Genomic DNA, 20,533 nt, shown 5'->3' on the forward strand with positions numbered 1-20,533 from the left:
TCGTCCGCCCAAATAAATCGGCAAGTTATCGTCACAATATTTAGTACCGTATTTATAACAATGTTTATAAAGACATGGGTAAATGGCTTTGCTAAAGTTAGTTTACGTGTGTAAACTAACATCACATATAAATTGTTACAGTTACGCATAACCGCTCTTTATAACTGATGATGTTATAAGGGTATGTGACTTTTAAATTGACTTTTATAAACGGACTTCTTAGGGACAGGTAACTAAGCCAACTTGTCGATAAGCCTTAGATAATGGCGAATAATATGACTGATACGATAACAAAACCAGATACGAATAACGATGGTGCTACGAGCGCTCAGCAAAGTGGCAATACGGCTGGGCAGTCGTGGTTTAATCGCCCGATACCGGGTATTAAGCAGCAATTAACGGCACCTCTGACGGCGGTAGAAACCGAGCCGTCAACGAAATGTAGCAACTGTCATTCGATGATTACCAATACCGCGCTGATTTTTAACTGCTATGTTTGCCCACATTGTGACCATCATTTACCAATGAGCGCTCGTGAGCGTTTGAACTGGCTGCTTGAGCAAGTAGATGGCGAGCTTGGGCAAGAGTTTGTTGCCAAAGACCCGTTAAAATTTGTGGACAGTAAGCCGTATCCACAGCGTATGACAGAAGCCCAAGAGAAAACAGGTGAGTCTGAGGCGCTGATTGTGATGTATGGTAAATTGCGCAATCTTGATGTGGTGGCTTGTGCCTTTGACTTCCGCTTTATGGGTGGCTCTATGGGGTCGGTGGTTGGCGACCGTTTTGTCCAAGCTGCTGAAAAAGCGCTGGAAGATAAAGTACCTTTGGTATGCTTTGCAGCCTCTGGCGGTGCGCGTATGCAAGAAGGCTTATTGTCATTGATGCAAATGGCAAGAACTGGCGCGGCGATTGAACGTTTAAGAATCGCGGGTATACCCTATATCGTGGTGCTGACCAATCCTGTATATGGCGGTGTCACCGCATCGCTTGCCATGCTCGGTGATATTCATTTAGCAGAGCCAAAAGCGATGATTGGCTTTGCTGGCAAGCGGGTGATTGAACAAACGGTACGTGAGACGTTAGAAGAACCATTCCAGCGTGCTGAGTTCTTATTAGAACATGGCGTGGTTGATGAAGTGGTACACCGTCATCAGCTAATCGATACTATTTATCGTTTGTTAGCAAAACTATGCCATGTACCTAATGTCGATGCTTAAAATTGGTAATTGAGAGATGTAATCAAAGATTAATCGGTCTCTTATTAGCTATATAACGCTTTAACAGCGTGCTAATATCTACCAATTATGCAAAACTAACGAATAGCATTTATCGTCAATCACGGTAAATGCTATTTTTGCTTTTTGGTCAGGCAGTTGTATATAGTTAAAATACTTTAAAAACGCTACGATACTGCGGGTATAGTTTTTTTGTAGCCTCTGTCTGCGTAGGCACAGCAAGCAAGAAAAAACGGTACCTGCAGTACGTGATGTATCGATTTTACGTTTCACTGACTATACTGTCTTATTTTTTAAACGTCTGCTTTCTATTCGAATATTCTAATATAGGTTCTACCCATGTCTGACTCTTTACTTGCCAACCCTAATACTCCCACTGAGCACTCTAACTTGACAGAATGGCTTGATTATATGCAGCAGATTCATGTCTCGGCGATAGATATGGGGTTGTCTAGAGTACTGCCAGTGGCTGAGGCGTTAGGCGTAGTAAAGTCAGCGAAAGACGACGCCTATGTATTTACTGTGGCGGGCACCAATGGTAAAGGCTCGACGACGGCTGTTATCGCCCAAATGTGTCAAGCAGCAGGTTATAAAACGGCTTTATATCAATCACCGCATTTAAGTGTTTTTAATGAGCGCGTGCGTATTAATGGCGAAATGGTCAGTGATGCAACCTTAATTAACGCCTTTAACAAAGTAGAAGCAGCGCGTCTAAAATGTGATTTAACGTTATCGTTTTTTGAGATGACGACGCTAGCTGCATTACTGATATTTGCGGAAGCGGATTGTGATGTTTGGGTATTAGAAGTTGGTTTGGGCGGTCGCTTGGATGTGGTCAATATTATTGATCCTGATACGGCAGTGATTACCAATATAGCTATCGATCATGTCGATTGGTTGGGTGATAATGTCGAAGCTATTGGTGCCGAAAAAGCAGGTATTTTACGTGATGATATTACCGTGGTTTATGGCGCTACTGAAATGCCATCTAGCGTACAACAGGCTATCGATTCCCATCAGGCGACTTGTTATCAAGTGGGTGTGGATTTTAGTTACCGTGAAATGAATGCAACTACTTGGCAATATAGTAATGCCGCTGTCACTATGCAGCTGCCACGACCAGCATTATCGTTAACCAATACTGCCAATGCGTTATCAGCGGTACTCGCAAGTCCGTTAAACGTTGATACCAATGCTATCGAGCAAGCTTTGCAAACCACTAAGCTCGCTGGACGATTTGATTATCGCGAGATGCATAATCGTCATTGGTTGTTTGATGTGGCGCATAACGAGCAAGGCGTTGAGTTCTTATTGGCACAATTATTACCACTTTGGCAGCAGCATTTAACCAAGCAAAACACCACTGATGCCCCAAATCAAAACAACAACCAAGCTAACAATAAACCTGCCAGTATTAAAATGCTGTTTTCCATGCTGGGCGACAAAGATATTAATAAAGTCGTCCAACGTTTGACCGCCGCAGGGTTACCCATTAGTGATTGGTTCATTGCTGAAATTGACTATCCACGCGCAGCCAGTACTGAGCAGCTGCAAGATATATTAGTAACTTATGTCGATGGTGCTCAAATACATACGTTTGAACATTTACCAGAGGCGACCCAAGCGGTTATCAAGGCTAGTCAGCCGCAAGACTTAATTGTGGTATGCGGCTCGTTTCATACCATTGGTGAGGCGCTAGCGGCATTAAGAATGTGATAATTTAGGTTAAAACAGCAACAGTTTAATGTTAATCTTAGTAATTGCGTGATGGCAGACAGCATGAAAAATATGCTTTATAATCAAGATGATTTAGAGCGCTGATATTAGAAGCTCTGCATACGATTTGAAAATCGATGAACGTAACTGGCGGCAATGTTTGTTTAGCAACGCTATCTATATTAGAGTTTTGAGACAATAGCTGCGCCGCTCAATCAACCTTATTACCAACTAAGAGACGTAAACGGATGAACTTTTCGAGACAAGCCTTATTGGGCATTGGGATGATTATCGGCGGTAGTGTGATGCTATACGCCATGGTGCAACAAATTGGGGATAGTAATAAATCACAGCCAACGTCAGTTATGGTCGATAAACCAAGTACTGAGCAAAAAGTGTCTCAGCCACTCACGACTGATATCGAAACTGAAAAACGTATCTTGGCCCAAAAACAAAAAGAGCGAGCCGCGCGTGTTGCCGAACAAGAAAAGCGTGCTAAGCAGTTCTTAACCGAACAAGAAGCCGCTGAAGCACAGGCATTGGCAAAAGCACGTGCTGAAAGTCAGCAGTATTTGGCAAGCAGTAAGCCTACTACTAACGATAAAGACAGCGAAGAGAAAAAAGACACACTTGAAACACCAACCACAAAACCTACAAGTGATAATACAGCAACGACGACTGCTGAGACTGACACTGACTCGAATGCTAGCGAGCAGAAAAAAGCGGCCGAGGCACAACAGGAAGCCCAGCGCCAAGCTGCTGTTGAAGAACAAGCGGCCGCTAAAAAGCTAGCGGAGAGTAAAAAAGAGGCGGAAGCAAAAAGGCAGGCTGAGGCTAAAAAACAAGCCGCTGCGAAAAAACAGGCTGAAGCCCAAGCTTTGGCTGAGAAAAAGAGAAAGGCCGAAGAAGCAGCTAAAAAAGAGCCACCAAAATCACCTTCTGATTATCAAGTCAAAAGAGGCGACGGGCTGATTAAGCTGGCTAGACAATACAATATGCCGGTAGAGGTGTTGGCACAGGCTAATAATATCTCACCAAAGGCATCACTACAGCTGGGTCAAAACATAACCATCCCATCTCGTAAGCAAGTACAACGTCTAGAGCGTGAAGCGGCAGCTGCCGAAAAAGCGCGTGAAGACAAGCGTCAAAAAGAAGAAGCATTGGCTAAGAAAACGGCTGATGCCAAGCGTGAAGCCCAACAAAAACTTAGTGAAGCTCGTAAAGAGGTGAAAGAGACTGATGCCAAAGGTAGCTTTGGGGTGCAAGTAGCATTGGCGAATAATCAGACCAAAGCCGACGAGATGGCAAAGACATTTCAGGAAGCTGGCTATCAAGTGAAGACCAGTCGCACCAGTCGCGGTGTCCGTGTCATAGTGGGGCCTGAGCGTGGGAAAGTAGCGGCTTTGGCATTAAAAGACAAGATTAATAGTGATCCTAAGGTCAATACTACCGGTGCTTGGGTTTTATACTGGCGCTAGGTATTTTTTAGTCTGTTTTCAGGTAATAATCTTCAACCAAACATTATTACTTGAACCAAGTTGGCTTAGATTCTCATTGCTTACTACCATTCATATTAAAACACGACACCTACTGTCGTGTTTTTTGTTTTAGTGTTTGCCGATTGCTATCAGCTTAGCTACGATGAGCGCCGTTCATCCTTTCTCTGTATAACCTGTCAGCCTATAAAGGCTGCCTTGTAGCGGTCAGATATGGTTGATGACTTGAATCATTCATCAACCATAATCGTCTGCTTTAATCATGTATAAGGTAAAACCATGTCATTTGGCGTTATATTTTTAATACTGGCGGTTGGCTTTTTAGGGCTAATTACCTTACCAAAACTGTTGTCCAAACCTCAAAGCATTGAGCCTGATCCAAAGCCTGTACGCGGTGATGAATTGGCCATTTGGCCATTCGCGCCCATGCCAATCATGACCGATACTGAAGTAATATTTTTTAATAAGTTAAAGAACGCCTTGCCTGAATATCATATCTTTGTCCAAGTCCAGCTGTCACGAATCATCGAAGCCAATAGTAATGAAACCTCCGAACGTAGTTTTTGGTTTAATCGTATTTGTCGCCAAAGCGTCGATTATGTGATTGTTGATATCGATGCTCAGACGACACTGGTTGCCATCGAGCTGGATGATTGGACGCATAGCAGCAAAGCACGGCAAAAAGCTGATGATAAAAAAGATAAGGCGCTTGCTAGTGCTGGCATTGCTATCGTGCGTTTTCACGCCGAGCGTATGCCCAGTGCTGATATGCTGAGATATGAGCTGATGCAGGTGATTGAGAGTTATTAATGCGGCAGGTGCATCACTCATCATAAAATAATTGTCATTTAACAGAGTATAAAATACATACTTAATATTTAAGTAACATATCCATAATAATTATTTACCTTATAGACTAAATTTGCTAATAAATGTATGATTCATTATTAATAAGTAGACTTAAGTTTTCTTATTCCTAAACAGACTTTTAGGCAACTAAATATTACGAATATGAATAAGTCGATTAATTTCTATTCTAAAAATATCACTACAGGGTAAAGGATTATTTTATGAAAATGTTTAAATTAACGGCATTAGCGCTAGCCAGTACATTAGTATTAGTAGGTTGTGGTGATGATAACGACAATAATGTGTCAGCTGGCAATGGGACAACGACGCCAGATGTACCCGTTAAGCCACCTGTGGATAATAATTTGTCTGAGATTGATCAAGCTAAAGAGATGATTCGTACCGCTAAGCTATTCGTTAGTGATAATTTAGCCGTGACCAATGTATATAAAGGCGCGAGTGATATTCTTACGGAGAAGCAAGAAGCGCGACTTAGTTATACTTTTGATGTGCCAAACAGCCTTTATTATTACATGCAAGAAAATGATTTATCACAATTAAAAGCGGTTGATATTGTTGCTTTGGCTAATGATCAAGAATTCAATAATATTTTAGGTGATTTAGCATTGACGCCAGAGAGTGGTTTTTTAGCGACATTGGATGCTGATGGACAATTTCAGCTTTCAGGTGCTACTAAGGTAGTCGTTAAAGAATACGATTATATATATAACCCAAGTACTGGTACATATAAAGAAACGCTTGTTAATCAAGATACTTTCAAGACTGTCTATGAAGGTTTTGAAAATGCATTAAGCTCTAATACGAGTAGTGCTAGTTTCAATGGCGGTATTGGATTTAAGAGTCTGAAAATAGGGTCTGGCTCTGATCTTGTGACTCTTAGCTCAACTAAAGGCTTCACTGTTAGTGGTCAGTTTAGTGATAAAATCGTGGTCGATGACGAGTTTGACCTTAATGATGTAAACAGAGCGGGCATCACTTTAGAAAAAGCGGTAATAAAGTTAGGCAATCTAAAGCTAACTGCTAACGATAGTGTTATCGAAGCAAAAAACTTTGAATTTGCTGCGTTAGATATCAGTAAAAAGCTGGCAGATAATAGCTTAGTGGTAAGAACCATCCCTTACAAACTTGCTATAACCGGCAATATGACTAAGAAAAAGCCTGCGACCAATGTAGAAATTACACTTAACGCTAATGCCAATGATGCTGACATTAAAAACTTCTTGATAGTGACTGACGCCGGTAATATTGAAGAAACGGCGAATAAATACGTAGGTATGGAAATAGTGTTGGCTATCAAAGGTAATGTGACCAAAAAGGGCGCAACGACTATTCCACTTGATTTTCAAGCCAACCTTAAACGTACTGCTCGTAACATCATTGAGTTAGAAGGCCTCAAAGCCAGTGTAGAAGGTAAAAGCTTATTTGTCACAGGTAAGTCCACCTTAGACAGTAATTACGATGTGGTCAGCACACAGTTTTTAGTTGAGCAAAACAAAGCGTCGATCAAATTAAATGTTGATGCCGATGGTGACTTCATTAAAGACACTGCCGGCAAGCTGGGTGATATCATGGTTAATGACAAAGACTATGGCGATTTGATGGATAATGATGGCAAAATCACAGCCAAGTTTATTGATGATAGTTTGATAATCCTATAATCGAGCCTTGTCTCATATTAACTCTCAAACGTTGTTAGTAGCGATTGAGCTATAGCAAAATAAGAAAAGAGACAGTTAATACTGTCTCTTTTTTATGCCCTCTAATAAACATGAGAAACTTATGCCTTGCTATCATTTATCTTGTTACCCTGTTTTATCTAATATTTTAGTCTCGCGTTCTTATAAGCGTTTAGTGTTTGTTATGCCAACGGTGGTTGCGATAGCAGTATCCACACCTGCTATCGCTCAAGATAATCAGATTGCTAATATTGCTGAAACAAGATTTGATCTAAACACTCAAACAATAGGCTTGCTAGACAGTCAGCCCAAACAATCAGATGCTCAGATAGATTGGTCTGTAATGGCTACGGCTCATAGTCCGACGCAGCCTATCGCGGCATTTTTGGATGATTGGAATGCACCGCTGGACTCGGGTGATCATGCTTATGCTCAAGGAAGAACATCACTTGCGATTCGTCCTGCTGGCAGCGCTATTAGCTATGGATTAGGGTGGCGTTATGATTATTTGATGACTTTTAGTGAGGAAACTGCGGAAGTTTATTGGCAATATGAAAATGAACAGCCTTCAAGTACCAGCCAGACGTACCCTTTATTTTTAGAGGCCAAGCATAATGAAAGGTTCGGTGCCAATATTGGCTTGACGCAGCAGCTTATGCCTAACTGGCAATTGACGACTCGTGCCAACGTTTGGCAGGGCTTACATGCGTTAGAAGGTAAGGTAGTAGGCAATTTAAGCACCAGAGCCTTACCAAATAATGAAATAACAAATATCCGGGACAGTTTGGACAAAACTAATGCTTATATCGACTATTATTATGACGAACCAGCGTTAGGGGAGGAAAATCTAAACTGGAATCCCGCGAAACCTTCGGGATATGGCTATTCACTCGATTTGCAGCTCATAGGTCAGTTATCTGATAGCACACAATTATCTCTTCGCGGCTACGATATTCTCGGGCGTATGCATTGGAAAGACATGCCAAGCACGCGATATGCGTTGGATTATGATGTCAATGGTCGACCTCTATATACGATAGAAGGGCAGTTAAGTACTGATGATGTCACTCAAACATTGCCGTGGCGCGTTGAAGGTAGTATCCAGCATCAACTAGACAATCAATGGCAACTTGGGATACATGGTCAGGTGAATGATATCCATGATTTGTACCAGCTATCAGCAGGCTATCAAACGACTCATGATAATTTTCCTATCATGATTACTGGTCTAGTAGAACCGCAGACGCAGGCATTGGGTTTGGCGCTAGACAGTCGCTACGTTGGCATCAAATTACTGACGGATAGTCTTGATTCAGAAAAAGCTAAGCGTAGTGAAATTAGTCTATATGGACGTTATGCTTGGTAGTTTAGTAAATATGTATCAATGAATAAGTGCAATTCTGATCTAGAGCGATAAGGGTTACTGATATTTATCATCTACTGGATCGTGCTGGGTAGGATAAATGACTATTGGTCTATCGCCTGCAAAGTACAGTCCTGTTTTTAGTGTGCCATTTTCATCGTAAGTAAAAGACGGTTGACATCCATCGTAAAAATCACGTTTACTAAACCATTCAATATAATGGGCGGATCGCAAGATGGTCATATCAATCGTAGCAAGATTAAGCTGGTCATCTTTATCACACCATTCGTGCATGGGAAAGCTTGGCGCTAGCCAATCAGGATAATCCAAGTGACCAAACTCCTTGGTATTTATCGGTAAAAAGAAACGTCCTTTTATCACGCCATAACGCTTATCAATTTTGACTTGTCCATGCTTTTCAGTATCCACCCAAACCGTACGAAATTGCTTAGTTTGCATGTGGGTCATTTTACGCTGTAAATTATCATTAGAATTAATCCCAACCCAATTTTCAGGAGCAAATGGCGCTGACCCCATAAAAAACTTAATCGCCAGCTCCCAGTGTTCGACAAGTTTCTCTTGATGATTATACAAAATCAAATCAAGCTCGCCGGTCGTCTGCTTACCATTGTATAACTGCACGTTATTAGCGAGTGTCTCGTATGGATGTAAATTGCGCGCAAAGCCATCCTCTAACCAAAATGACAATAAGCCTTCAAAGTGAAAACCTAAGCGATTAGGGCTAGGACGTTTTAACAGATAACGTGTCAGCTGCTGATATTCATTGGTGCTGTCCAGCTCTTTTAAACGCTGCTGATATGCCTCAAACTGCATTTGCCAAAATATGGCGCTATGTACCTCAACCTCATGCGTATTTTGATGCGGCACGAAGTCCAGCCATTTGGTCAAGACGTTAGGGCAGGCAAGCACATACGCCAAATCACGCACATAAGGTCGCTTGTACGCTTCCCAAGGTGCGGCATCTATAAGGTGAGTAGAGAGAGGTTGAGCAATAGGCTCGGACATAGGTGAACCAGCATAAAGTAATAGAGTAAAGTATAAGTCATTTACCCTAGCGGCTTGTGTGGTAAAAGTCTATAGGCAATCTTAATCTAGATAATATTAGAAATAATCAATCCAAAAAAAAGCCAACCATTGAAAACAATGATTGGCTTTTCTCTTTACTGCTATGTTTGGTCGGAACGGCAGGATTTGAACCTGCGACCACTACACCCCCAGTGTAGTGCGCTACCAGACTGCGCTACGCCCCGAATGACTGACTATTTTACGCAAAATTATGTATATTGCAAGGGCTATTTATTTTAGCCAAAATCTACAATAGTATTTTACCTATAATAGTCAGCATAACCAGTCAGCAATTGACCTTAACCCAATAGCTCTTTTAGAATTTGGTTGACTTGCTGCGGGTTGGCACTACCGCGACTGGCTTTCATGACTTGACCGACCAGACCGTTAAAGGCTTTTTCTTTACCGCCGCGATACTCATCAACCATGGCTTGGTTTTTCGCAATGACCTCTTCAACGATGGCTTTAATCGCACCGGTGTCGGTTTCTTGCTTCAGACCTTTTTCTTCGATGATTTTATCTGCTGCATCATCAGTATCGCCACCTTCGCGCTCATATAGCGCGCTAAAGACTTTTTTGGCTAACTTCCCAGACAGGGTGTCATCTTTAATTCGCGCCAGCATGCCAGCCAGTTGCTTAGCACTGATAGGCGAGTCGACGATATCGGTATCATCTTTATTCAGCGCACCAAGTAGGTCGCCCATGACCCAATTACCAGCCATTTTAGCATCTGCTTGCCCAACTTCTGCAACCACATCTTCAAAATAATCGGCAAGCTGACGGCTACCGGTCAAGATACGGGCGTCGTATTCTGATAGACCCAGCTCCTCTTCAAAACGAGCGCGGCGAGCAACCGGTAGCTCAGGCATCGCCGCTTTAATCTCATCAACCGTATGCTGCTCGATACGCACTGGCAGCAAGTCAGGGTCAGGGAAGTAGCGATAGTCGTTGGCGTCTTCTTTAGTACGCATAACACGAGTTTCGTCTTTATCAGGATCATAAAGCATGGTTGCTTGGATGACTTTACCACCGTCCTCGATGATATCGATTTGACGCTCGATTTCGCGATTGATGGCGCGTTCGATAAAGCGGAACGAGTTGAGGTTTTTTAGCTCAGTACGTGTACCCAGTTCTGCGCCAGGCTCACGCACAGAGACGTTACAATCACAGCGGAATGACCCTTCTGCCATCACCGCATCTGAGATGCCCAGCCAAGTAACCAGCTGATGAATAGCCTTGATATAAGCAAGTGCTTCATGAGCGGAGCGCATATCAGGCTCGGAGACGATTTCGATTAGCGGCGTACCAGCACGGTTCAAATCCACGCCAGTCATACCATCGACAGCATCATGAACCGATTTACCAGCGTCTTCTTCTAAATGCGCGCGGGTGATACCCATACGTTTGGGGTATTCGTTTTTTTCGCCTTCATTGACCACGACATCGATATAGCCTTCGCCTACGATAGGGTTGGCCATCTGAGTAATTTGATAGCCTTTAGGCAAATCAGGATAGAAGTAGTTTTTACGATCAAAGGTATTGAATAAACCCAGTTCGGCATTGACGCCGATACCAAATTTTAGCGCACGCTCTACCACGCCGCTATTCAGCACTGGCAACACGCCAGGCAAACCCAAGTCAACGATACTGGCTTGGCTGTTTGGCTCGTGTCCAAAGTCAGTCGGTGCACTGGAGAATATTTTGCTTTCTGTATTGAGCTGGCAATGAATCTCGATACCGATGACCACTTCATAACCATCGACGAACAGCTCTTTACGAACAGCGTGCTGGCGGACGGCATTATTATCAGTAGTAATTTCTGTGTTCATTATACCGTCTCCTTCGCGATGGTAGAGTGTTGCAAGTGGTGATCTGTCTGTTGCTGAAATAGATGCGCGGTCGATAATAGCTTGCTTTCTTGCCAATATTGACCAATTAATTGCAAGCCAATAGGTAGACCTTCTGATGTTAAACCAACAGGCTGACTGAGCGCAGGTAGACCTGCTAAGTTAACCGCGATGGTATAAACGTCACCCAAATACATAGTCGCGGGGTCAAGGTTTTCACTCAGCTTATAAGCAGCTGTTGGTGCCGTTGGACTAGCAATCACATCACAATTGGCAAAGGCTTCCTCGAAGTCTTTAATGATTAAGCGGCGTATTTTTTGTGCTTTGGTATAATAGGCATCGAAGTAACCCGCAGATAGCGCATAAGTACCTGTCAAGATACGGCGCTGTACTTCAGGGCCAAAGCCTTCAGAGCGTGAGCGGGTGTACAAGTCGATTAAGTCTTTTGGGTCTTCACAGCGATACCCAAAGCGCACGCCATCGAAGCGAGATAGGTTCGAAGAGGCTTCTGCTGGTGCCAACATATAGTAAGTGGCAAGGGTAATCTCAGGGTCGGTGATATTGACTTCTACAATCGTCGCACCAAGCTCTTGATATTTTTTCAAAGCAGCACGTACGGCTTGTTCTACCTCAGCATCAAGCCCAATGCTAAAGTACTCTTTGGCAACACCAATACGTAAGCCAGCAAATGGCTTATCGCCAGCCGCCGCTTCTGCATCGTTTAGGTCTTGTACATAGTCAGGCATATCATGGTTGATAGAGGTTGCATCACGTGGGTCATGGCCGATCATTGGCTGCAACAGATAAGCGCAGTCTTTGGCGCTACGACCCATACTACCAGCCTGATCAAGGCTTGACGCATAAGCAATCATACCAAAGCGCGAGACGCGACCATAGGTTGGCTTGATACCGGTTAAGCCACAAAATGAGGCAGGTTGACGAATAGAGCCACCTGTATCACTACCCGTTGCAACTGGTATGAACCCTGCAGCGACGGCTGCTGCACTACCACCTGATGAGCCACCGGGGACGCGTTCTAGATTCCAAGGGTTCTGTACCGTGCCATAGTAAGAGCTGCTATTGTCTGAACCCATCGCAAACTCATCCATATTGAGTTTACCAAGACTAATCATGCCCGCTTTATCGATGTTAGAGACGATAGTAGCGCTATAGGGTGAGACAAAATTGTGTAGCATTTTGGAGCCACAAGTCGTCAACACACCTTGGGTACAAAAAATATCTTTGTGCGCCATAGGTACACCAAGTAATGGGCGTTTATCGCCTTGCGCGCGCATCTCGTCTGCCGCTTGTGCTTGTGCTAATGCCGTCTCAGAAGTGTGAGTGATAAAGCTGTTAACCTTGCTGTCTAGCGCGTTGATACGCTTGATGTAGTGTTCGGTTAATTCCGCGCTGCTAAATTGTTGGTCTTGCAAGCCTGTAATAAGCTGCTGGGTACTCAATAAATGAAGTTCAGACATAAGGTGTCGTCCGTCAAAATGTTAATAGCATAAAATAAAATGAGATAAAGTTAAAAGATAGCGTCGGCAGCCTATTCAATCACTTGTGGTACTAGATACAGTCCTTCTTCAACAGCAGGCGCGACCGATTGATTGCGCTCACGATTGATATCGTGCTTGGCAATATCAGCACGCAATTCTTGGCAAGCTTCATGAATATTGGCTAACGGTTTGATATCGGTGGTATCCACATTGCCAAGGGTATGCATCAGTTTTAATACTTTACTGATGTCATCGGCATAGCTATCGGCAGTGCTTTCATCGACACCCAAACGCGCAAGGTTGGCAACTTCTAGGATTTCTTCGCGGCTGACGTTGCTGTCAGACGTTGATGGTTGCTGAGACATGATTTCTCCAGTGCAGGACAGTTTTTGTTAGAGTGGAATATGGTCAAAATAGGCAAATATTAAAATAAACCAAAATAAGATGTGTATACAGTGGCTTTATTATAAAGCATCTCACTGAAGATTACAGAGCATGACGCTGGATTGCTGCACAATCTTTACTCGAAGCGGCTTTGCAAAGTTGACCAGACAGTTATGGGTTAACCATCAATTGCGCCCCGTTGAGTGACAAAATACGTTACAGTGGGCATTCGCTGCTAAGCAAAAATATCGCCTGGCTGTAACGCCTTGTTAGTTGTTGAATTAAATGATGTTTCGTTAAATGAATTGAGATTGTTTACCATTTTAAATTTTGTAACAACTTTTAGCGCTTAAGCGTAAAATTCTAGCTAACTGGTGCAAATATCTGTGTTTTTTTTGAGCCAAATCGGTATAATTTAGCTCAGTTTTTTCATTTCATCATTATTGCTTCGGTTTGACTTGTTGCGATGATAAACTCTCGCCACAGGTAATGTCTAACGACGACCTGCTCAACACTGATGAGTAACCCCTCAGTCACTCTCATTCGCCTCATTCGTAAGACGCTGGATATATTAGTCATGAACCTGTTTGGATTTTTATCAAATAATATCGCAATCGACCTCGGTACTGCGAACACCCTTATTTTTATTCCTGGTAAAGGCGTGGTGCTCGACGAGCCTACGGTAGTCGCGCTACGAAGCAATCGTACCCAGAACCCTACCGTTGCAGCTGTAGGTGTGGATGCCAAGCAAATGCTAGGCCGTACACCTGCCAATATCACCGCTATTCGTCCCTTAAAAGACGGCGTGATTGCGGATTTTGAAGTGACGCAAAAAATGCTGAAACACTTCATTGCTAAGGTAAAAGCCAAGCGTTTTATGGCGCAGCCTAACGTGGTGGTTTGTGTGCCTTGCAAGTCTACTTTGGTTGAGCGCAAAGCGATTCGTGAAGCGGTGTCGTCAGCAGGCGCAAGCAAAGTACTACTATTAGAGGAACCGATGGCAGCAGCGATTGGTGCTGGCATGCCCGTCCATGAAGCCAGTGGCTCGATGGTGGTTGATATCGGTGGTGGTACGACTGAAATAGCGGTTATTGCGTTGTCAGGTTGCGTTTATGCCGAGTCGATTCGTATCGGTGGCGATATGTTTGACGAAGCCATCATTACTCATGTCCGCCGTACCCATGGTTGCGTGATTGGTGAAACCACCGCTGAACGTATCAAACAAGAAGTCGGTTCTGCATTAAATGAGGACAGTCAACTAGAAGTCGAAGTTCGTGGTCGTAGTATGGCAGAAGGCGTGCCAAAAACCTTTACTGTCAATTCAGAAGAAGTACAAAAAGCCTTGAGTGACCCACTAAGCGGGATTGTTAGTGCCGTAAAAGCCGCCCTTGAGCAGACGCCGCCAGAATTGTCATCAGACATCGCTGAGCGCGGTATCGTATTGACCGGCGGCGGGGCATTATTACGCGATTTAGACAAGCTGGTTTCAAGAGAAACGGGTTTGCCTGTGACTGTGGCAGAAGAGCCATTAACGTGTGTGAGCCGCGGCGGTGGTATTGCCCTTGATTTTATCAATAACAAGAGTTTGAACATGATTTTTGTTTAATTGATTTTGGTTAAGCATTTTCAATGTGATGGTGCTTAATTATTATTGGTATCAACGATTAAGCGAAAAATATAAAGTTAAAGGTAGCCGGTTGCGCTGCCTTTAATTGCCTTAATAAATGCCAAAATCTATTACTGGTTACCGCTTATTTTATCATCCCTGAGTTGACGACTTATGACCCCAAGTATTTTTGCGCGCCAGCCATTAGCACTACGCAAGGCCGCTATTGTATTGATAGTAGCTTTGATACTGATGTGGTTCGATAGCAAAAACTCAGAGTGGTTTAAGCCAATACGTAATACCAGTCATGCCGCCATGCAGCCTATTTATGAGCTGTCGTTGTTACCGAGTTACGCCACGCATTGGGCCAGTGGTAGCATGCAGTCCAAAGAAGCGCTACGCCGTGAAAACATGCAGCTAAAGTCGCAACTTATCCACGCTCAAGCCAAGCTGCAGCAGCAGGATTATATCTTGGCACAAAACGCCCGCCTACAAGGTATCTTATCAACGACCAAGCCTGAACAGTTTGATTTAAATTTGGCACAGGTAATTGGTACAGATACCAATTTACTGAGACAGATTGTGGTGCTGAATAAAGGCGCACAAGATGGGGCGCAAGTCGGACAGACGGTTATCGATGAGGACGGTATTTTAGGACAGATTATCAATGTCTATCCCAATACCAGTCGTTTATTATTGATTACCGATGAACAGCAATCCGTGGCGGTTACCGTCAAGCGTACGGGGCAGCGCGCTATTGTTACCGGTCAAGGTATACCTACCTTACTTAGCCTCAATTATGTCTTTAAAACCTCAGACGTGCGCGTGGGTGATGAGCTGGTGTCATCGGGTTTGGGTGGACGCATACCAGCAGGCTATCGCGTTGGTCAAATCGCTCATATTGAGGACACGCAAGCCGATAACTTTAGAAGTATCGAAGTGACGCCAGCCGCGAACTTTATTGATAACGCTTATGTGCTGATACTACAAGATAAGCTGGTCAATAAAAACAACAGTGTTATCAATGAACGTTGATGGCGTGGCAGCTCGCTTAAATTTATACTTATGAGCTAGCTGTTTATCAATACCTTTTCCGCTACGACGTTCAAATCTATCGAACCCCAATCAACACGTTAATAGCTCTCGCTAAACACTTCCTAAGGTAAGTACTCATGTCGCATCCTGATTCTGACAATATAACGGTACTGTTGGTTGTTGCGATTATTCTTAGCTTCGTCGCCGCTTCATCGCTCAATGTCTATCCATTAAGCCCTAGTATGGCAACACTACGGCCTATGGTTATGATAATGGTGCTGATTTTTTGGTTGCTATTTCAGCCACGCTACGTTGGTATCTTTACCGCATTCACCATTGGTCTTATTGCGGATCTACTGATGGATACCCATTTAGGGCAGCAAGCCTTTGCTGCGGTGGTCGTGGCACTGGTTATCAGGATAGCCAGTATCTATATTAAGCAATTAAATACGATTAGTGCATGGTTGATAGCGAGTTTGGGTTTGATAGTTTTTCAGTTGAATCTGTGGATATTACAGATGTTTGTTCAAAATGTCTTTTTTGCAAAATCCGCATTATCATTAGTAATGAGTATCATAAGCTGGCCATTGGTATTACTGGCTTTACGCAAGTTTGCACGTTAATAATTTGCACGTTAATAAAAAGTACCATTACCCGTCGTAGATTCAATCTCAAGAAGATATTAGGCAGCTCTACATAAAACTGATACGTTGGTAGCACTTGTATCGGTTTTAAAGAGAGTCAATTATAGTACGATTGCTTATAAAAGCTCTCAGAGAGAAGCACACTATAAATTTACACAATAAGAGAGTAACGATGGATATCCTTTTAGCCTCTGGTTCACCGCGTCGTCGTGAATTGCTAACAAGAGCGCAGTTAGATTTTAGTACCCTAAGCGTAGACATCGATGAAACGCCACACGACAACGAATCGCCCAAAAACTATATTGAACGCATGGTCGCTGCCAAAGCAGATGCGGCGGTACAACACATCAATCAAACCCTCAAAACTGACCAAGACAATTTTGCCCAACCGCTTATCATTTTGACCTCTGATACCATTGGCGTGCTACCAGATGGTAAGACGGTGCTGGTAAAACCAACCAACCGCGAGCATGCGTATAGCATGTGGCAGCAAATGTCTGATAGTGTCCATGAAGTATGGACGGCAGTGCAAGCCACGCAAGTATCATTATTCCCTAAGCCTTCTAATAACTCAACGCTGGCTAACGGCTCAAATGATGAGCAAGCGTTTCAAGTGGTTAATCAGCAGAAAATTACTGAGCGCACAGAAGTGACCTTTATTCCATTAACTATGGAGATGATGAGTGATTATTGGGATAGCGGCGAGCCTGCTGATAAAGCGGGCGGTTACGGTATCCAAGGCTTAGGTGCTGCATGGGTTAGCTGTATCAATGGCAGTTATACCAATGTCGTTGGTTTACCGCTTTCGCAAACACTAGCACTCATTAAAAAAGTCACAGAAAATAGGGTGTGTTGAACATTGCTTAAAGGTTACTGGCTACGTTATTGCACATTAAGTTGCTGCACATAATGACACGGTAGGGTGATGGGCAAGAGCAAGTCGCATTTGTTACACTGTCATAATAATAGGCAATGACCGTCTAACCAAAAAAGCTGAGAGATAAGAGAAAAATATTATGTCCGAAGAGCTGCTGATTAATATTAGTCCAATGGAATCCCGTGTTGCAGTTTTAGACAATGGTATCTTGGGTGAGATTTATATTGAACGTCACCATAAATTGGGGCTGGTTGGTAATATCTACTTAGGTACAGTCGTACGTGTCCTTCCTGGGATGCAGGCCGCCTTCGTTGATATCGGTCAATCGCGTACCGCATTCTTACACGTCAATGATATGCAGCGCCAGCCTCGTCCAGTCGCAGAAAACAAAACCGTGGCAAATACCAGTAAAGAAGCGGATGCAGATAACCATAAAGCGGGCACTATTATAGAAGATAGTTTGGCAGTGACGCCACCCGTTATCAGTACCCAGAGTACGGACGTTATCCCTGTTTCTAAGACCCTCATTCAACACCGCTTGCACGAGAGCCAACGCATTTTGGTGCAGGTTACCAAGGATCAGTTGGGTAGCAAAGGGGCGCGCTTAACCACCAATATATCGCTGCCATCTCGCTATTTGGTTTATTTGCCATCCAGTGAGCATATCGGTATCTCGCAGCGTATTGATGGCGACGAGGAACGTACTCGTTTAAAAAGTGAGCTTAGTAGCTTGATGCAAACCGTTAACCTAAAAGGTGGGCTTATTGCCCGTACCGCTGCTGAGCGTGTCCCTGTGAATAAGCTGGAAGAAGATATTTATTATCTATTGCAGCTGTGGCGTACCATTTGCGCGCGCCGCCAAGAGATTAACCACCATCAAAGCTCAGAGCTTATTTATCAAGAGTTATCACTACCACTGCGCTCTATTCGTGACTTGGTGCATGCCGATACCGAAAAAGTCGTGATCGATAATACCCAAATCTATGAGCAAGTCAGATATTTCGCCAAAGAATTTGTCCCTTTTATCTATGATCGCATCGTGCATTACACCGCTGAGCAATCCTTGTTTGATGTACACCGCGTCGAGGACGATTTACGTGATGCCCTAAAACGCCGTGTAGATTTAAAATCAGGGGGTTACCTGATTATTGATCAAACTGAGGCGATGACGACTATTGATGTCAACACAGGCTCTTTCGTCGGGGGGCGTTCATTAGAGGATACGGTTTATAAGACCAATCTTGAGGCCACTCATGCCATCGCCCGTCAGTTACGTCTGCGCAATCTGGGTGGCATTATTATCCTAGATTTTATTGATATGCTGGAGCAGCAGCATAAAGATGATGTGCTCGAGAGCCTGCAATCGCAGCTGACCCAAGATTATGCTAAGACTAAGATTACCCAAGTCAGTGAGCTGGGCTTGGTAGAGATGACCCGCAAACGTACACGTGAATCGCTCGGGCAGCAACTTTGTGAGCCGTGCTCAACTTGCCAAGGACGCGGTTTCGTCAAAACAGCTGAAACGGTTTGCTTTGAGATATTCCGTGAAATCATGCGCTGCGCCCGTACTTATAACTCTCCCAAGAAGTTTACCGTCGTCGCTCATGCAGCGGTCATTGATTTACTGTTGACGACAGAATCGGATACGGTGGCAGACTTAGAGTACTTATTAGGTAGGGTGATTACTTTTGATGTAGAAAACTTATATACCCAAGAGCAGTACGACATTGTTTTGGATTAATGTTGTTTTAGACTGATGTTCTCATTATTATTTATGGCTATAGACTCAGTTATCGCAAATAACACAAATAAATAGCGTCATTCAACCATGATGTTTATAAAGAGTAATATCTTGAATCACCATAGATATTACTCTTGCAATGAATGAAATTCTATGTATAATATACACCACTGAATTATATATGCGCAGCCAATCAAACAGCTGGCGCTATGACAGCTAGAGCATCGTTTCTAGCACTATTTCATTATGCCTTTGCTGACATCCTATAATGGAAGGGTCGGCGGGGCTTTAAACTATTTTGCTTTTGGCACGCTATAAGTTCCGATAAAGAACTCATTCTGGTTAAGAACAGAAGGCCGCTTAAAGTGAATATTTAACCAAACGGCTTTTGCTCATATCTTTGCGAAGCAAAGATGACAAAGGCCCATATTAGGAGCTTGCTGGCATGGCTAACCAGAGAATCCGTATCCGTCTTAAGTCTTTTGATCATCGTCTAATCGATCAATCTGCACAAGAGATCGTTGATACTGCAAAGCGCACTGGTGCGCAAATTTGTGGTCCTGTACCGTTGCCGACTCGCATTGAGCGCTTCAACGTTCTAACCTCACCACACGTTAATAAAGACGCTCGTGACCAGTACGAAATCCGTACTCACAAGCGTATGGTTGATATCGTTCAGCCTACTGACAAGACTGTGGATGCGCTAATGAAGCTAGATTTAGCGGCGGGTGTTGACGTTCAAATTGCTTTGGGTTAATGCACATCACACACCCAACCCATTAATATAAGATATAAAGAGGTCTAAAATGGCGATCGGTTTAGTCGGTAAAAAATGCGGCATGACCCGTGTCTTCACTGAAACAGGCGAATCTATCCCTGTGACAGTGGTTGAGGTCGATGCAAACCGCATTACTCAAGTAAAAAATACTGATGTAGATGGTTATCAAGCCATCCAAATTACCACAGGCACCCGTCGTGACAGCCGCGTAACAGCCGCACAAAAAGGTCACTTCGCTAAAGCTGGCGTTGCCGCTGGTCGTGGTGTTTGGGAATTTCGTGCCAATGAAAGCGATCTTGAAGGTCGTGAGATTGGTGGTGAAATCCTAGCTGACTTGTTCGAACAAGGTCAGATAGTTGATGTCACAGGACAAAGTAAAGGTAAAGGCTTTCAAGGCGGCGTAAAGCGTCACAACTTTAGCATGCAAGATGCCACCCATGGTAACTCAGTATCTCACCGTGCCCTTGGTTCAACTGGTCAGAACCAGTCACCAGGTAAAGTCTTCAAAGGCAAAAAAATGCCAGGTCAGATGGGTAACAAACGCGTTACCGTTCAAGGCCTAGAAGTGATATCGGTTGATGTTGAAAAAGGGTTAATTGTCATCAAGGGTGCTATCCCTGGTGCCACCGGTGGCGATGTCATCGTACGTCCGTCAGTCAAAGCCTAAGCAAGGGGATTAA

General features: G+C 43.6%; 17 protein-coding genes and 1 tRNA gene. 13 read left to right on the top strand and 5 right to left on the bottom strand.

Going from position 1 to position 20,533, the window contains the following annotated elements:
- Positions 1-263 precede the first annotated feature (263 nt).
- From accD to EI161_RS01255, 6 genes are all read left to right on the top strand, one after another.
- Positions 264-1,217 carry an acetyl-CoA carboxylase, carboxyltransferase subunit beta gene (accD, locus tag EI161_RS01230; RefSeq protein WP_192522874.1) on the top strand — a complete coding sequence of 318 codons (954 nt, stop codon included), beginning with the start codon at positions 264-266 and terminating at the stop codon, positions 1,215-1,217.
- 357 nt (positions 1,218-1,574) lie between these two features.
- A complete protein-coding gene (gene folC, locus EI161_RS01235) occupies positions 1,575-2,951 on the top strand; it encodes a bifunctional tetrahydrofolate synthase/dihydrofolate synthase (RefSeq protein WP_192523448.1) in 1,377 nt (458 codons plus the stop codon).
- A gap of 248 nt (positions 2,952-3,199) precedes the next feature.
- Positions 3,200-4,429, top strand: coding sequence for an SPOR and LysM peptidoglycan-binding domain-containing protein (locus EI161_RS01240; RefSeq protein WP_192528811.1), 1,230 nt, complete (start codon positions 3,200-3,202; stop codon positions 4,427-4,429).
- A gap of 297 nt (positions 4,430-4,726) precedes the next feature.
- Complete coding sequence (locus tag EI161_RS01245) at positions 4,727-5,257, top strand: DUF2726 domain-containing protein (protein WP_192523450.1); 531 nt, start codon at positions 4,727-4,729, stop codon at positions 5,255-5,257.
- A gap of 260 nt (positions 5,258-5,517) precedes the next feature.
- On the top strand, positions 5,518-6,975 hold the full coding sequence (locus tag EI161_RS01250) for a hypothetical protein (protein WP_192528812.1): 1,458 nt from the start codon (positions 5,518-5,520) through the stop codon (positions 6,973-6,975).
- Positions 6,976-7,096: 121 nt separating this feature from the next.
- Positions 7,097-8,359: a hypothetical protein gene (locus EI161_RS01255; RefSeq protein WP_192528813.1), complete on the top strand. Its 1,263-nt coding sequence runs from the start codon at positions 7,097-7,099 to the stop codon at positions 8,357-8,359.
- Between the two features lie 54 nt (positions 8,360-8,413).
- On the opposite strand, the gene EI161_RS01260 is transcribed toward EI161_RS01255, so the two are convergent.
- From EI161_RS01260 to gatC, 5 genes are all read right to left on the bottom strand, one after another.
- Positions 8,414-9,382 carry a DUF1853 family protein gene (locus EI161_RS01260; protein WP_192528814.1) on the bottom strand — a complete coding sequence of 323 codons (969 nt, stop codon included), beginning with the start codon at positions 9,380-9,382 and terminating at the stop codon, positions 8,414-8,416.
- A 168-nt stretch (positions 9,383-9,550) separates the two neighbouring features.
- A tRNA-Pro gene (locus EI161_RS01265) sits at positions 9,551-9,627 on the bottom strand.
- Between the two features lie 114 nt (positions 9,628-9,741).
- Positions 9,742-11,271 carry an Asp-tRNA(Asn)/Glu-tRNA(Gln) amidotransferase subunit GatB gene (gatB, locus tag EI161_RS01270; protein WP_192528815.1) on the bottom strand — a complete coding sequence of 510 codons (1,530 nt, stop codon included), beginning with the start codon at positions 11,269-11,271 and terminating at the stop codon, positions 9,742-9,744.
- The gene (gene gatA, locus EI161_RS01275; RefSeq protein ID WP_192528816.1) at positions 11,271-12,767 is read right to left on the bottom strand and encodes an Asp-tRNA(Asn)/Glu-tRNA(Gln) amidotransferase subunit GatA; all 1,497 of its coding nucleotides are present in this window, start codon (positions 12,765-12,767) and stop codon (positions 11,271-11,273) included. The genes gatB and gatA overlap by 1 nt, the downstream gene beginning before the upstream one ends.
- A gap of 71 nt (positions 12,768-12,838) precedes the next feature.
- Positions 12,839-13,153, bottom strand: a complete 315-nt coding sequence (gene gatC, locus EI161_RS01280) for an Asp-tRNA(Asn)/Glu-tRNA(Gln) amidotransferase subunit GatC (protein WP_192523456.1) — start codon at positions 13,151-13,153, stop codon at positions 12,839-12,841.
- Positions 13,154-13,749: 596 nt separating this feature from the next.
- Here gatC and EI161_RS01285 point away from each other — a divergent pair.
- The 7 genes from EI161_RS01285 (at position 13,750) to rplC (ending at position 20,520) form a co-directional block, all read left to right on the top strand.
- On the top strand, positions 13,750-14,778 hold the full coding sequence (locus EI161_RS01285) for a rod shape-determining protein (RefSeq protein ID WP_192523478.1): 1,029 nt from the start codon (positions 13,750-13,752) through the stop codon (positions 14,776-14,778).
- A 174-nt stretch (positions 14,779-14,952) separates the two neighbouring features.
- Positions 14,953-15,813: a rod shape-determining protein MreC gene (gene mreC, locus EI161_RS01290; RefSeq protein ID WP_192523457.1), complete on the top strand. Its 861-nt coding sequence runs from the start codon at positions 14,953-14,955 to the stop codon at positions 15,811-15,813.
- A gap of 137 nt (positions 15,814-15,950) precedes the next feature.
- Positions 15,951-16,436 carry a rod shape-determining protein MreD gene (mreD, locus tag EI161_RS01295; protein ID WP_192523458.1) on the top strand — a complete coding sequence of 162 codons (486 nt, stop codon included), beginning with the start codon at positions 15,951-15,953 and terminating at the stop codon, positions 16,434-16,436.
- 193 nt (positions 16,437-16,629) lie between these two features.
- Positions 16,630-17,313, top strand: coding sequence for a Maf family protein (locus tag EI161_RS01300; protein WP_192528817.1), 684 nt, complete (start codon positions 16,630-16,632; stop codon positions 17,311-17,313).
- Between the two features lie 160 nt (positions 17,314-17,473).
- The gene (locus EI161_RS01305; protein WP_192523460.1) at positions 17,474-19,075 is read left to right on the top strand and encodes an Rne/Rng family ribonuclease; all 1,602 of its coding nucleotides are present in this window, start codon (positions 17,474-17,476) and stop codon (positions 19,073-19,075) included.
- 445 nt (positions 19,076-19,520) lie between these two features.
- Complete coding sequence (gene rpsJ, locus EI161_RS01310; RefSeq protein WP_169393475.1) at positions 19,521-19,832, top strand: 30S ribosomal protein S10; 312 nt, start codon at positions 19,521-19,523, stop codon at positions 19,830-19,832.
- Positions 19,833-19,881: 49 nt separating this feature from the next.
- On the top strand, positions 19,882-20,520 hold the full coding sequence (gene rplC / locus EI161_RS01315; protein WP_192528818.1) for a 50S ribosomal protein L3: 639 nt from the start codon (positions 19,882-19,884) through the stop codon (positions 20,518-20,520).
- Positions 20,521-20,533: the final 13 nt, after the last annotated feature.

This window comes from Psychrobacter sp. FME5 (assembly GCF_014861375.1).
Lineage (GTDB): Bacteria > Pseudomonadota > Gammaproteobacteria > Pseudomonadales > Moraxellaceae > Psychrobacter.

What these genes read in the sequence shown, in the direction of transcription:
- accD (WP_192522874.1), top strand. Translation starts at nt 264, where the DNA reads ATGGCGAATAATATGACTGATACGATAACAAAACCAGATACGAATAAC.
- folC (WP_192523448.1), top strand. Translation starts at nt 1,575, where the DNA reads ATGTCTGACTCTTTACTTGCCAACCCTAATACTCCCACTGAGCACTCT.
- EI161_RS01240 (WP_192528811.1), top strand. Translation starts at nt 3,200, where the DNA reads ATGAACTTTTCGAGACAAGCCTTATTGGGCATTGGGATGATTATCGGC.
- EI161_RS01245 (WP_192523450.1), top strand. Translation starts at nt 4,727, where the DNA reads ATGTCATTTGGCGTTATATTTTTAATACTGGCGGTTGGCTTTTTAGGG.
- EI161_RS01250 (WP_192528812.1), top strand. Translation starts at nt 5,518, where the DNA reads ATGAAAATGTTTAAATTAACGGCATTAGCGCTAGCCAGTACATTAGTA.
- EI161_RS01255 (WP_192528813.1), top strand. Translation starts at nt 7,097, where the DNA reads ATGCCTTGCTATCATTTATCTTGTTACCCTGTTTTATCTAATATTTTA.
- EI161_RS01260 (WP_192528814.1), bottom strand. Translation starts at nt 9,382, where the DNA reads ATGTCCGAGCCTATTGCTCAACCTCTCTCTACTCACCTTATAGATGCC.
- gatB (WP_192528815.1), bottom strand. Translation starts at nt 11,271, where the DNA reads ATGAACACAGAAATTACTACTGATAATAATGCCGTCCGCCAGCACGCT.
- gatA (WP_192528816.1), bottom strand. Translation starts at nt 12,767, where the DNA reads ATGTCTGAACTTCATTTATTGAGTACCCAGCAGCTTATTACAGGCTTG.
- gatC (WP_192523456.1), bottom strand. Translation starts at nt 13,153, where the DNA reads ATGTCTCAGCAACCATCAACGTCTGACAGCAACGTCAGCCGCGAAGAA.
- EI161_RS01285 (WP_192523478.1), top strand. Translation starts at nt 13,750, where the DNA reads ATGAACCTGTTTGGATTTTTATCAAATAATATCGCAATCGACCTCGGT.
- mreC (WP_192523457.1), top strand. Translation starts at nt 14,953, where the DNA reads ATGACCCCAAGTATTTTTGCGCGCCAGCCATTAGCACTACGCAAGGCC.
- mreD (WP_192523458.1), top strand. Translation starts at nt 15,951, where the DNA reads ATGTCGCATCCTGATTCTGACAATATAACGGTACTGTTGGTTGTTGCG.
- EI161_RS01300 (WP_192528817.1), top strand. Translation starts at nt 16,630, where the DNA reads ATGGATATCCTTTTAGCCTCTGGTTCACCGCGTCGTCGTGAATTGCTA.
- EI161_RS01305 (WP_192523460.1), top strand. Translation starts at nt 17,474, where the DNA reads ATGTCCGAAGAGCTGCTGATTAATATTAGTCCAATGGAATCCCGTGTT.
- rpsJ (WP_169393475.1), top strand. Translation starts at nt 19,521, where the DNA reads ATGGCTAACCAGAGAATCCGTATCCGTCTTAAGTCTTTTGATCATCGT.
- rplC (WP_192528818.1), top strand. Translation starts at nt 19,882, where the DNA reads ATGGCGATCGGTTTAGTCGGTAAAAAATGCGGCATGACCCGTGTCTTC.